9 protein-coding genes and 1 pseudogene are annotated in these 13345 nt (G+C 25.7%); 6 read left to right on the top strand and 4 right to left on the bottom strand.

The window, feature by feature from the left end; genetic code table 11:
• Positions 1-40: 40 nt before the first annotated feature.
• Together QMA81_00745 and speB are read right to left on the bottom strand one after the other, a co-directional pair.
• The gene (locus tag QMA81_00745) at positions 41-1216 is read right to left on the bottom strand and encodes a phosphoglycerate kinase (protein WHL24862.1); all 1176 of its coding nucleotides are present in this window, start codon (positions 1214-1216) and stop codon (positions 41-43) included.
• A 518-nt stretch (positions 1217-1734) separates the two neighbouring features.
• Positions 1735-2652 carry an agmatinase gene (gene speB / locus QMA81_00750; protein ID WHL24863.1) on the bottom strand — a complete coding sequence of 306 codons (918 nt, stop codon included), beginning with the start codon at positions 2650-2652 and terminating at the stop codon, positions 1735-1737.
• A gap of 760 nt (positions 2653-3412) precedes the next feature.
• On the opposite strand from speB, the gene metK reads away from it, so the two are divergent.
• From metK to QMA81_00775, 5 genes are all read left to right on the top strand, one after another.
• Entirely contained in the window at positions 3413-4585 is a 1173-nt protein-coding gene (gene metK, locus QMA81_00755; GenBank protein ID WHL24864.1) for a methionine adenosyltransferase, read from the top strand.
• 557 nt (positions 4586-5142) lie between these two features.
• Complete coding sequence (locus tag QMA81_00760; protein WHL25294.1) at positions 5143-5718, top strand: YqgE/AlgH family protein; 576 nt, start codon at positions 5143-5145, stop codon at positions 5716-5718.
• Positions 5718-6146, top strand: coding sequence for a Holliday junction resolvase RuvX (ruvX, locus tag QMA81_00765; GenBank protein WHL24865.1), 429 nt, complete (start codon positions 5718-5720; stop codon positions 6144-6146). The genes QMA81_00760 and ruvX overlap by 1 nt, the downstream gene beginning before the upstream one ends.
• A gap of 961 nt (positions 6147-7107) precedes the next feature.
• Positions 7108-8157 carry an A/G-specific adenine glycosylase gene (gene mutY, locus QMA81_00770; protein WHL24866.1) on the top strand — a complete coding sequence of 350 codons (1050 nt, stop codon included), beginning with the start codon at positions 7108-7110 and terminating at the stop codon, positions 8155-8157.
• Between the two features lie 72 nt (positions 8158-8229).
• Entirely contained in the window at positions 8230-8469 is a 240-nt protein-coding gene (locus tag QMA81_00775) for an oxidative damage protection protein (protein WHL24867.1), read from the top strand.
• Between the two features lie 150 nt (positions 8470-8619).
• Here the strand turns inward: QMA81_00775 and clpX are convergent.
• Positions 8620-9861, bottom strand: a pseudogene (gene clpX / locus QMA81_00780) (ATP-dependent Clp protease ATP-binding subunit ClpX).
• 174 nt (positions 9862-10035) lie between these two features.
• A complete protein-coding gene (gene clpP, locus QMA81_00785; GenBank protein ID WHL25295.1) occupies positions 10036-10620 on the bottom strand; it encodes an ATP-dependent Clp endopeptidase proteolytic subunit ClpP in 585 nt (194 codons plus the stop codon).
• Positions 10621-12436: 1816 nt separating this feature from the next.
• Here clpP and cyoA point away from each other — a divergent pair.
• Positions 12437-13303, top strand: a complete 867-nt coding sequence (gene cyoA, locus QMA81_00790) for a ubiquinol oxidase subunit II (protein ID WHL24868.1) — start codon at positions 12437-12439, stop codon at positions 13301-13303.
• Positions 13304-13345 lie beyond the last annotated feature (42 nt).

The following is a 13345-nucleotide window of genomic DNA, read 5'->3' on the forward strand; positions in this document are numbered from 1 at the left end:
ATACATGATACTTATTAATCCATAATATGTATACTTTTAATTATTTAATAGCATGTTTTTCAAGCATTTTTACCGATGGAAAGGTTTTTCCTTCAATAAATTCTAAGAAAGCACCACCTCCGGTAGAAATATAAGAAATCTGATTAGAAACACCAAATAAATCAATAGCCATTAAAGTATCGCCTCCGCCAACAATAGAAAAAGCATTGCTTTTAGCAATAGCATGAGATATCATTTCTGTTCCTATTCTAAAATTTGGAAATTCAAATACTCCAATAGGACCGTTCCAAAGAATAGTTTTAGCACATTTTAAAATATCTAGTATTCTAGCAATAGATTCATCACCTAAGTCAAGGATTTGTTCATCATCTTTAATATCAATTACAGCTTTCATAGTTGCTTGAGCAGTTTCTGAAAATTCTGTACTTACTCTTACGTCAGTAAGAGTAGGTATATCGCAATTTTCTAAAAGACGTTTTGCTGTAAGTATTAGTTCTTCTTCATATAAAGATTTACCTACTTTTTTCCCTTGAGCTGCTAAGAAGGTATTTGCGATACCCCCTCCTACTATGAGGTAATCTGAAATCTTTGACAGGGAATCTAAAACAGTTAATTTACTGGACACTTTAGATCCTCCAACTATTGCAACCATTGGCCTCATAGGATTATGTAATGCCTTACTTAGAGCTTCCAATTCTTTTTGTAGTAAGAGCCCAGAACAAGCTAAAGAAACAAATTTGCTTATACCGTGCGTAGAAGCTTGTGTACGATGAGCGCTGCCAAATGCATCCATGACAAATACATCACATAACATCGCATATTTTTTTGATAAAATTTCATCATCTTTTTTTTCTCCTTTATTAAATCGTACATTTTCTAAAATTAGCAGTTCTTTTTCCGAAAAATTTGTACCCTCTAAATAATCTGTAACTAGCCTTATTTTTTTTATATCTTGAGTAATTAATTGTTTTTTTAAATATTCAACCACGGGCTGTAAAGAAAATTGTGCATCGTAATTTCCTTCTGTTGGTCTACCTAGATGAGAAGCTACCATAACGTATTTACTTTTACTTAAAGCTAATTTAATAGTAGGTAGTGATGCATTAATTTTTCTATTAGAAGTAATAACTCCATTTTTAACAGGTACGTTTAAATCAGAACGAATTAAAACACGCTTATCCGTTAGATCTAAATCACTTATTTTTATGATATTCATAATGGAAAACCTTTTATGTATAAAGAAACATATTAATAAAAGAATCATATATTAATAATAAAAATATTTTTCTTTCGCTATATATTATACTTAACAATTAAGTTTATTCTTTAGCAATTAATTTTTTAATAATAATATACGATTTGGAATAAATTTAAGTTGTTATTAATTAATTAACCAATTAATAACATGAAAACTCTTAAAAAATTAATGTGTTGTAAGCAGTATATGGTATACTGGTGGTATTGGTATTTATATAGGCAAATATGAATTATCTTATCGAAATATGGTTATCTTTGATTTACCTATAAATAACTTAATTTTTAAGTTATTTATAGGTTTGATATTATAATCACATAGTAATTAGGCTATAATAATTAGCTAATATTATTAGTATTTATTTGATATCAATATTAAGCATTTAGAATAAGATGTAACCTTATAAGCTAAGATTGTCGTTTTGTATGGTTATTAATTAATAACTGTTAAATAATTAATAATTATACGAAATTAATTATTTAGGTTTTTAATTTTACTTGGGTGTAAAGCATTTCTAATCCCAATGTAGCAGCTGCTAAAGCAGTGATTTGCGCACAATCATAAGCTGGAGCTACTTCTACTAAATCAATACCTATAATATTTAAGTTGGTAAAACTTCGTATTAATTTTAGAACACGATAACTTGTTAATCCGCCAATTACTGGAGTCCCAGTGCCAGGCGCTATAGCTGGATCTAAGCAATCAATATCGAATGTTAAATATATTGGAAAAGATTTAACAACTGATTTTATTTTATTTATGATAATATCTATGTTAATATTGTTAATATATTCTGTATCTAATACTGTAAATCCGAAATTATTTTTGTATTCAGTACGAATGCCGATTTGTATTGAATGTATAGGATCGATTAATTCTTCATTTAGTGCATGTAATATAATAACACCATGATCATATTTACTATCATTGTCGTAGTAGTCTGCATGCGCATCAAAGTGTATTATTGCTAATTTTCCAAAAATTTTTGAATATGCACGTAATATAGGTAATGTGATGTAATGATCACCTCCAAGTGATAGCATTTTTTTTCCAGAAATCAGTAAATTTTCAGCATGATTTTGTAAGGAATTTACGAAATCTTGTATATTTCCAGATTTATATATTAAATCTCCACAATCAACTACATGTAAATTTTCTCGTATATTAAAGCTCCAAGGCCAACGACAATGTTCCCAGGCTAAATTTATGGAGGCTTGTCTAATAGCAGTGGGTCCAAACCTACTGCCTGGTCGTCCAGAAGTAGCCATGTCAAAAGGGACGCCAGTAATCACCCAATCACTGTTATTATTATAAGGATCGAATTCTAATGGAAATCTTAAAAATCCAAAAGTGTTTGAAAACAAAGAGTTATCATATTTATAATTTAAAGTATACATGTATTTCCTTTGCTTAATTAATGTAATGAACGACTTATTATATATAAAATATAGTTTTGAGTAAAATTAAATAGGGTATTAATATAAATTAATAATATTTTAATATTTATATAATTTATTGATAAATTTGATATAAATCGGCTTTATAACTTATAAATTTTAGGAACGTATTTAAGTGAATTTATACATGAAACATATAATTATACCTATATAATAGGTTATATTCGCCACCTGTAATTCTAAAATTTAATTTTTAGGTGATTAAATTCATAAATAAATTATATTGAAACTTACTATTAATTTTAATTATTTTATAAATATGAAAACGTAAAGATATTTTTTAAAATGATAAATAAAGTAAGTTTTTATTTGCGTAGCTAGTAAGTATTTATTAGAATTTGGTGATGTATTTGTACGGCGCAAACTATGCTGGGATAATGTTTATTATTTTTAATAAACCAATTTAAATATATGTGATAATGGAAGCGAGTAAGTGTAAATATAAAAATTAATGTTTTTTGATATAAACAATAGATGAAAAGTATTTGTACGGCAGGAATTCTTTATAAGAATATTTGACTATAATTTATTAATTGAACAATATTTAAATTATTTTTTAAATAAATAAGATAAATGTTAGCATCTTAGTAATCCCATATAGATGGGTTGCTACGTGTAGTTTACTTAAAATATTTACTACATATATAGCAGATTTTGCTGATAGTAAGTTTTATACTCTATATTTACAGGGATATAATGAATGACGCAATATTTATTTACATCTGAATCTGTATCAGAAGGACACCCAGATAAAATTGCAGATCAAATTTCTGATTCAGTATTAGATTCTATTTTAGCGCAAGATCCAAGAGCTCGCGTTGCATGTGAAACATTTATAAAAACAGGTGTAGTAGTAATGGGGGGGGAAATTACCACTACTGCTTGGGTAAATATGGAAGAAATTGCTAGAAATACTATTCGTGATATTGGTTATGTTCGTGCAGATATGGGACTTGATGCAAATTCTTGCGTGATATTAAGTGTGATTAATAAACAATCTTCAGAGATTAAACATAGCATAGATCATCATCATAGTAATGTTTTAAAACAGAGGGCAGGTGATCAGGGATTAATGTTTGGGTATGCTACTAATGAAACTAATGTTTTAATGCCTGCTCCGATAACATACGCGCATCTTTTAATCAAAAGAAAGTCTCAGATGAGAAAAAAAGGAGTGTTACCTTGGTTAGGATTAGATGCTAAAAGTCAGGTAACAGTTGCTTATGAAGATGGAAAGATAATTGGAATAGCTGCAGTTGTTTTGTCCATTCAACATACTTGCGATATAAAATTGATAGATTTACAAGAAGCTGTGATGGAAGAAATTATTAAACCAGTATTACCTAAAAAATGGTTGTCTGATAATACTAAATTTTTTATTAATCCTGGGGGTTGTTTTATTGTTGGAGGACCTATTAGTGATTGTGGTTTAACTGGAAGAAAAATTATAGTAGACACTTATGGAGGCATGGCTAGACATGGTGGAGGGTCATTTTCTGGAAAAGATCCATCAAAAGTAGATCGTTCAGCCGCTTATGGGGCAAGGTATGTAGCTAAGAATATTGTAGCAGCTGGGTTAGCAGATCGTTGTGAGCTTCAAGTTTCTTATGCAATTGGAATGTCAAATCCGATATCTATTAGTATTGAAACTTTTGGCACAGAGAAAACCTCACATGATATTTTGATAAAGCTGATAAATAATTTTTTTGATTTCCGTCCTTATGGTTTAATTACTATGTTAGATTTGTTAAAACCAATTTATAGAGACACAGCTGTATATGGACATTTTGGTCGTGAACATTTTCCTTGGGAAAAAGTTGATAAAGTAGAATTACTTCGTGATGCGGCTGGTTTAAAATTTATATCTCCGTAATATTTTGTATATTTATTATTTGATTAATATGTAATGATATTGTTAATATGGGGTTTGTAGCAAAAATATTTATAAATTGATAATAGGCTATATATGAATAGATTTTTATATTTATAAAAATTATATGAATGATTATTATTATGTTTTTAAGTAATTTTTATTATAAATACAGTAGAATTTGAAAGTTTTATTTTAATGTATATATTAAACAAATACATTTTTATATTATAAAATAGTGGAGTATATTTTTATAATTAAGGGAAAGAATCTTTTATAGAGTGCATTTTTACAAAGAATTTATGATGGAATAAAAACAGGATTATTATAAGTGTAATAACTATTTATAGTTTGATCCTAGATAGGTCTTTTATTTAAATAAATTTCTATTAGTAATTGATGAGAGAATCATCAACTATGTGGTTGTAATTAATAATGATTAAAATTTTTTGTATATAATAGTTTAAATTAATTATAGCATTTTTTATAAAAATTAATTAATTATCATTTCTTAAACTTTGTATCCTTAATAAAAGAGATTTATAAAATAATTTATGTTAATGCATGAGATAACAAATTTACAAAATTATTTTCTAATAGCTATGCCCGCTCTGAAAGATCCGTTATTCAAACAGTCAGTAGTATATATTTGTGAGCATAATGATACAGGAGCTATGGGTATAGTTATCAATAAACTAGTTGAAAAATGTACAGTAGAAACTATATTGCATAATTTGAAGGTTGTATCTCCTGTACGAGACCCATCTATTCGATTAAATAATCCAGTATTTTCTGGAGGTCCTTTATTAGATGATCGGGGTTTTATTTTACATACTCCTAAAAAAGGTTTTGGATCCAGTGTTAATATTTCTTCAAAAGCTATGATCACTACATCTAGAGATATCTTAGAAACTTTAGGAACTCCTAATCAACCAAAAGATGTATTGGTAGCACTTGGTTATTCTGGTTGGTCTAAAGGTCAATTAGAACATGAGTTAATGGAAAATGCTTGGCTTACTGTTCCTGCTAATGAAACAATTTTATTTCATACTCCTATTATTGCTCGTTGGCGTGCAGCTGCAAAAATATTAGGAATTGATATTCGTAATATCACAGATCAAACAGGTCGCGCTTAATGTCAGCTGTTAATATAATAATGGGTTTTGATTTTGGCACTAAAAATATAGGAATCGCAATTGGTCAAAAATTGACTTACACTGTACGGCCTCTTACTGTATTGCAATCGCAATCTGGTATACCTAATTGGGGGGGGATCAAAAATGTTTATAATATATGGAAACCAGTAGTAATGATAGTAGGATTACCTTTGAAGATAAATGGAGAGGAACAGTCTATTACTATTTTAGCAAGAAGGTTTGCTAAACAATTAAAGAAACAGTTTCCTGTTACAGTAAAGATGCATGATGAGCGGTTTAGTACGAGTGAAGCGCGTTTAGATTATTTTGAAAATCATCACAATTATTTATGTGTGCGACGGGATATCAAAATAAATGCAATTGCAGCTGGAGTAATTTTAAAAAGTTGGTTGAATCAGTCTTTTTAAATATGAGGGAATAATATTTCTGTACATAAGTATTTTGATAATAAATATTAGAAGCTTTAATATTATGATAATTTAAAAAATTAAATAATTATTTTTTAGTTTGTTGTTTAATAATTTTTAGTGAATAATATTAAAGGTAATATTGTGATATGTATATTTTTAAATAAAAAATATGATTTTTTAGTATATATATAGTTAATATTGTTTAATGAAAAGTATAGATGATTTTTAAAGGATTTATTTTATATAGAATTGAATATATGTATTACGGTGAAAATATTTATTGATTTTTAGAAAAAATTAAATATTTTTTATTTTTGCATGATCTAATCAAAATTAAAAGGTTATATTAAATTTAAATTGAAGATTGCATCACATATGTTTTATTAATTGATTTTTAATTAAACAAGCGGGGTTTATCGGTATTTATTTTTTGAATATGCATCCTGATTAAATAAATGTAAGTGTAAATAAAAATTGAATTAGGAGTATTCACGACTAATAAAATAAATTCATATCTTATTTAGAATACAAATTAATGTAAGTATTACACTAAATAAGTAGAATATTTATTTTTGGTAAATATTTATAATAATTAATTATTTTTATAAAAGTAAATATTCATTACTTGTTAATAATAAGAAGTATTTTTGATTCGCAGATTTTGTGTTTTATGAATCATTAAAAATATTGGTTATTAAATTTTTGTAGAGTTAATGTATTTTTTATTAACATTGTTATTTTTAAAAACTAAATATTTATAAAATTATGTATTAATTTTATGCTCTAAATTCTTATGTTTTGTTTATATTAGAATGTTTTTGATTATTTTGAAATATATCGGTCGGTATTTATATTGAGTTTACTTTTTAACTTATACAATATCCTTTAGCAAAATTCAGATTGATTATAGAACATACCAGTTATATGTAATGTAAATTTAGTATCGTAAAATATATATATGGCTCAAAATTTGATTTTTTCGAAAAAAATATTACTTTGGTATCAAAAGTATAGAACGCAAGATTTACCATGGCAATTGAATAAAACAATGTATAAAACATGGTTATCTGAAATTATGTTGCAACAAACACAAGTAAAAACTGTAATTTTCTACTATAAACGATTTATTATAAGATTCCCAACAATTATACAGTTGGCAGACGCAGAATTAGACGAAGTATTATTTTTATGGAGTGGATTAGGTTATTATGCACGGGCTAGAAATTTGCATAAAACGGCTAGAATTATTGTTAAGTATTATTGTGGTAATTTTCCAAAAGATTTAGATATACTTATTTCCTTTCCTGGTATTGGAAGATCTACTGCAGGAGCTATATTGTCGTTGACATTGGATCAACATCATCCTATTCTTGATGGTAATATAAAACGAATATTAACAAGATATTATGCTTTTGATTATTATTTGTTAGAAAATAAATCCAAGATAAATAATAAACTGTGGTTATTGAGTGAACAATTACTTCCTGATACAGGAACGGGAGTATTTAATCAAGCTATGATGGATCTAGGAAGATTAATATGCACTAATACATGTCCATCCTGCAAAGATTGTCCTCTTCAGGAAGATTGTCAAGCTTTTTTGAATCATAAAGTTAATTTATATCCTAGAAAAGAACCAACAAAAAAGTTATTAAAAAAAACTATCTGGTTTTTATTGTTATTATTACAACGTCGTAAAGTAAAAATGATATGGCTTGAGAAAAGATCATATCAGATGATTTGGGGAGGGTTATTTTGTTTTCCTGAATTTTCTAATATTAATATGTTGAATATATGGCTATTAAATTATCATCTTCACGATGATCAATACATAAAATTATCTATTTTAAAACATAGATTAAGTAATATTGATTTAGAAATTAGACCAATATTACTTAATCTAAATAAAAAGATAGATTGTAAAAAAGATGGGATCTGGTATGATTTAATGGATCCTCCAAGTGTTGGGTTGCCTAATCCAATTTCTATAATATTACGGAGATTGTAATTATAATTGTATTAAAAATATTGAGGAAAATTTAAATTAAAAAATAATTACTGCAACAAAAGATTTATAATAATGTCTAAAATAATTTATTGTGTTTTTTTAAAAAAATATGCTGAGGGACTAGATGCTCCGTGTTATCCAGGATCGTTAGGAAAATATATCTATGAGAATATTTCTAAAGATGCATGGAAGAAATGGAAAAATAAAGAAATTATTTTAATAAATGAAAATAAATTAAATATGATGAATATTTCAGATCGTATAGTACTTGAAAAAGAAATGAAATTTTTTTTGTTTGGAAAGGATTTTTAAATACAAAAATTATTAATTACGTCAATATCAATAATTGGGTAATTTCTTTTTTATTGACGCTATTTTTAAAAATGGTATTAATATAATTATAAAAATAATTTTTATCTAAATTGCATAATGTACTGTATATAGTTTATTGAGGTAAGTATTTTATTTAGGATCAGATAATTTATGTTTATTGCAAATTAATAGTGGTTTTGAATCTCCAAATACTACTGATTCATCGATTATGACTTTGTCTATATTGTTTTGAGAAGGTAATTCATACATTATATCTAGTAATATATCTTCTAAAATAGTTCTAAGTCCACGAGCACCAATTTTTCTTTTCATAGCATTGTTAGCAATAGCAGTTAATGATGTTTCTGAAAATTCCAACTTTACTCCATCTATATGGAATAAAGTTTCGTATTGTTTTATTAAGGCATTTTTTGGTTCTTTTAATATTTTTATTAATTCTTTTTCTCCCAGTTCATCTAAAACAGAAATTATTGGAAGTCTTCCAATGAATTCTGGAATTAGACCAAATTTGATTAAATCTTCTGGTTCAATTTTTTTTAACAATGAATATTCAGTATTTTGAACTGTATTGTTATTTTCTGAGATTTGAAAACCAATTGTACGTTTGTTGGTAGTGCGTTTCTGAATAATTTGATGTAAACCAAAAAAAGCACCTCCACAAATAAAAAGAATATTGGTCGTATCTACTTGTATGAATTCTTGTTGTGGATGTTTTCGTCCCCCTTGTGGTGGTACTGCCGTTATAGTTCCTTCTATTAATTTTAATAAAGCTTGTTGTACTCCTTCTCCGGAGACATCTCGGGTGATAGAAGGATTTTCTGATTTCCTAGAAATTTTATCTATTTCGTCTATATAAATAATACCTTGTTGTGCTTTATTTACATCATAATTACATCGTTGTAATAATTTTTGTACAACGTTTTCTACATCTTCACCTACATATCCTGCTTCTGTTAAGGTAGTAGCATCTGATATAGCAAACGGCACGTTAAGAAAACTAGCTAATGTTTCTGCTAATAACGTTTTTCCACTTCCTGTAGGTCCGATTAATAAAATATTACTTTTAAATAATTTTATACCATTATCACATATATATGTATTTTCATTACGTAAACGTTTATAATGATTATATACTGCTACTGCGAGTACTTTTTTAGTATGTTCTTGTCCAATTACATAATCATCTAAATGACTTTTAATTTCACAGGGTGTTGGAAATTTAATGAAATTTTCATTGATTACTTTATCTTTAAGTTCTTGATTAATTATATCTTTACATAAACCAATACATGTATCACAAATATGTGCTGATACTCCGGCAATTAATTTTAATACTTGATTTTGGTCTTTTCCACAAAATGAACAATATAGTGTATTTTTTGAATGATTTTGATGATTATCGTTCACAGTTTAATATCCTTACTTTTGATGCTTAATCAATGTAAATGAACTGCAGATCTATTTGAAAATAAAAATAAATTCAGATATAAATTATGTTCATAGATAATGATAATAGTAAAATATAAAATAGATAATGATACGAATTTATATTCGTTGGGACAATATACGATCTACCAATCCATATTTCATAGCTTCATCAGCAGATAAAAAACAATCTCGTTCTGTATCTTTGCTAATTGTATCAACAGATTGTCCTGTATGTTTTGCCATTAGCTCATTTATATTATTTTTAATTTTTAATATTTCTTTGGTATGAATAGCAATATCAGTAGCTTGTCCCTGAAAACATCCTAATGGCTGATGAATCATGATTCGAGCGTTCGGTAAACAAAATCGTTTGCCTTTAGTACCAGAAGCTAATAGAAAAGCACTCATAGAGGCAGCTTGCCCCATACAAAATGTACTAACGTCAGGTTTTACAAATTGTATGGTGTCATATATTGACATGCCTGCAGTTATCAATCCTCCTGGAGAATTAATATATAAATGGATGTCTTTTTTTGAATTTTCTGATTCTAAAAACATTATCTGCGCAACGATTAAATTAGCTATATTATCTTCTATTGTCCCTGTCATAAAAATAATTCTTTCTTTCAGTAGCAAAGAAAATATATCATACACACGATCTCCTCTAATAGTTTGTTCTATTACTGTTGGTACTATTACCATATTCTGACAACAATAAGGTGCTTTAAAATTGTTTGGATATTTCCATAGCATGCACTGTATCCTCTTTTATTGAATATCTGTGAAATAGAAGTATTATTTACATCCTGATATAATACAATTTGTAGAAAATTTCAAATTAAATTTAATGATCGGGTTTTTATTAATTAAAATAGTTATGTTGTGTTATAGTCTTTAATAACTTATTACCTGTCGGATATTTAATTGTTATAATAAAATCATTTATATATATGTTGTTTCGTTTCTATCGTAGTGTGTATATAAATTTATTATCACATTCTGTAAATGTTTATTACAAAATGTAATCATAATGTATAAATTTATTGAATGCAGTATCTTTTTTAAATTTTGATCAATTAAGAATAAAAATAAACTGTTTTTTGTGTTAAAGAAGATCGTAGAGATATTTTATGGCTATAATATTGGCTGTAAACAATTTTATTTTTTATCAGATATTAAATTAATCTAATTTAAAAATTATTAAATTTAAATGATGATTAACATCAGTATTTTAGATAGTTTGATTGAATAGTAATGTAGTTTTATACGGTATTTATCCCGGGTTCTAAGATTAAATTTTATTAAAAATTTAGAATAATTTTTTTGAATGTGTATTAATACCATATTTTATATTAATTTGTTATTTTAAATGATCAAATATATTTATTATTAATATAGCAGTCAATTTAATAGTATTAAAATGCTATACCATTTTAGGTTGATATTTCGCTTTGTATAGTATTTATTAAATAATATAATATTATGTTGTAGTATGGATTACAATGTTTCAATATCATTTTTATATCATTCCAAAATTTAGAATTTTTATGCTTTAAAATAATAAAAACTATGCATTTTCTTTAAATTTTATTGATAATATTTATGTGTGAATCTTAACATTTATATTAATAAATAGTTTTGTATATTATAATTAAAATATTTAATCATGAATTGATAAAGATTTAATTATTTTTATAATTTATCGTAGTAATATTAAAAATAATATTATTTTTGATATTTATTTTATTGCTGTGTTGCGCATGTATAATGTGTTTTATATGTAGCTATACTTATATTGCGAGAGTATATATAATTTTGCTATTATATATCGGTAGTGTATAGGCTTATATAGCAAATTATACTAATTATATTACTTATTTTAAATAACAAGGGAAATAGAATTATAATTTATTAATTTTGTTATAATTTTCTGATAAATAATGATTTTGTAATTTTTAAAAAGAAATAATAATTTTAACATGAAACTTTTATGAAGATGTATATTTTAAGATATGATAAATCCAGTGTAATATGCCATACATAACGATACTTCAAGATAAGTGATAATATAATTAATGGATTTTCATAAGTTTTTAATGTTTTTAAATAATTATGTGTGTATTTAATTTATTTTTATTAATTTTATAGACGGAATATAATAAGTAAAATATGAAATTATGTAAAGTTACCAATGTATATAATAAATCTATAATGTAATTATAATTTAATTAATTAATTTAAATTATATAGTATAGTAGTATTAGAATTGATTATGTATGTAAATCCAAATATTTAGATAACTAATTTTAAGTGATTAAATATTTTATTTTATTTTTAAATTATATAACAAAATTAATTTCAGTTATATATACATATGATTATAATCTAATGCTTATTAGGAAGTAATAAATATAGAACAATTTTTAGGTATATATTAATTTATTTACATTAATAAAGACTTGCGGTAAAATGGTCAATTCAGAAATTAAATATATATAATTACATTAAAATTTGTTGTATGAAATTCAGTGTATATAATATAAGAAAATATGTGTGTTATTGTTTTCTGTATAGTTTAATAGCAATATTAAGTGGGTGTAATGATTTGGTATTGTTATATCCTAAGGGTCAAATTGGGATAGAAGAACGTTCGCTAATTTTGACTGCATTTGCGTTAATGCTCACCATAGTCATCCCAGTAATTGGAATGACAATTTTTTTTACCATAAAATATAGAGCATCTAATATTAAAAATATAAAATATAATCCTAATTGGAAAAATTCTAGAAAAATAGAATTTGTGATATGGTTTGTGCCAATTTTAATTATTATTTTTTTAGGAGTTCTCACTTGGGAATCTACTCATAAATTAGATCCCAAAAAACCTATTACATCTTATTCTGTGCAACCAATAATTATTGATGTTATATCATTAGATTGGAAATGGCTTTTTATTTATCCGAAGCAAAATATAGCAGTTATTAATGAACTTGTTTTTCCAAAATGCGTACCTATCAAGTTTAATGTTACTTCTAATTCAGTTATGAATTCTTTTTTTATTCCTCAATTAGGAGGACAAATTTATGCAATGGCTGGAATGCATACAGAATTAAATTTAATAGCTAACGAAGTAGGACACTATAAAGGTGTTTCATCAAATTTTAGTGGGCAGGGATTTTCTAATATGAAATTTACTGTTTTTGTTACACAAACTGAAAAAGAATTTGAAGAATGGATACAAAAAGTTCAAAAATCATCTTATCACATTGATAATATGTCAATGTATGAAGAGTTAGCTAAACCTAGTGAACATCATCCGATAATTTATTTTTCTAATGTACAGTCTAATTTGTTTTATAATGTGATTAATAAATTTAAACATTAAAAGAAAGAATATTTTTGGTATTTAATTTTTAATTATTTAATA

The organism is Candidatus Blochmannia vicinus, from assembly GCA_030020825.1.
GTDB lineage: Bacteria > Pseudomonadota > Gammaproteobacteria > Enterobacterales > Enterobacteriaceae > Blochmanniella > Blochmanniella vicinus_A.

Bases quoted from the DNA above. Each gene is read 5' to 3' on its own strand.
- metK (WHL24864.1), top strand. From the start codon at position 3,413: ATGACGCAATATTTATTTACATCTGAATCTGTATCAGAAGGACACCCA.
- cyoA (WHL24868.1), top strand. From the start codon at position 12,437: ATGAAATTCAGTGTATATAATATAAGAAAATATGTGTGTTATTGTTTT.
- QMA81_00760 (WHL25294.1), top strand. From the start codon at position 5,143: ATGCATGAGATAACAAATTTACAAAATTATTTTCTAATAGCTATGCCC.
- speB (WHL24863.1), bottom strand. From the start codon at position 2,652: ATGTATACTTTAAATTATAAATATGATAACTCTTTGTTTTCAAACACT.
- QMA81_00775 (WHL24867.1), top strand. From the start codon at position 8,230: ATGTCTAAAATAATTTATTGTGTTTTTTTAAAAAAATATGCTGAGGGA.
- clpP (WHL25295.1), bottom strand. From the start codon at position 10,620: ATGGTAATAGTACCAACAGTAATAGAACAAACTATTAGAGGAGATCGT.
- ruvX (WHL24865.1), top strand. From the start codon at position 5,718: ATGTCAGCTGTTAATATAATAATGGGTTTTGATTTTGGCACTAAAAAT.
- QMA81_00745 (WHL24862.1), bottom strand. From the start codon at position 1,216: ATGAATATCATAAAAATAAGTGATTTAGATCTAACGGATAAGCGTGTT.
- mutY (WHL24866.1), top strand. From the start codon at position 7,108: ATGGCTCAAAATTTGATTTTTTCGAAAAAAATATTACTTTGGTATCAA.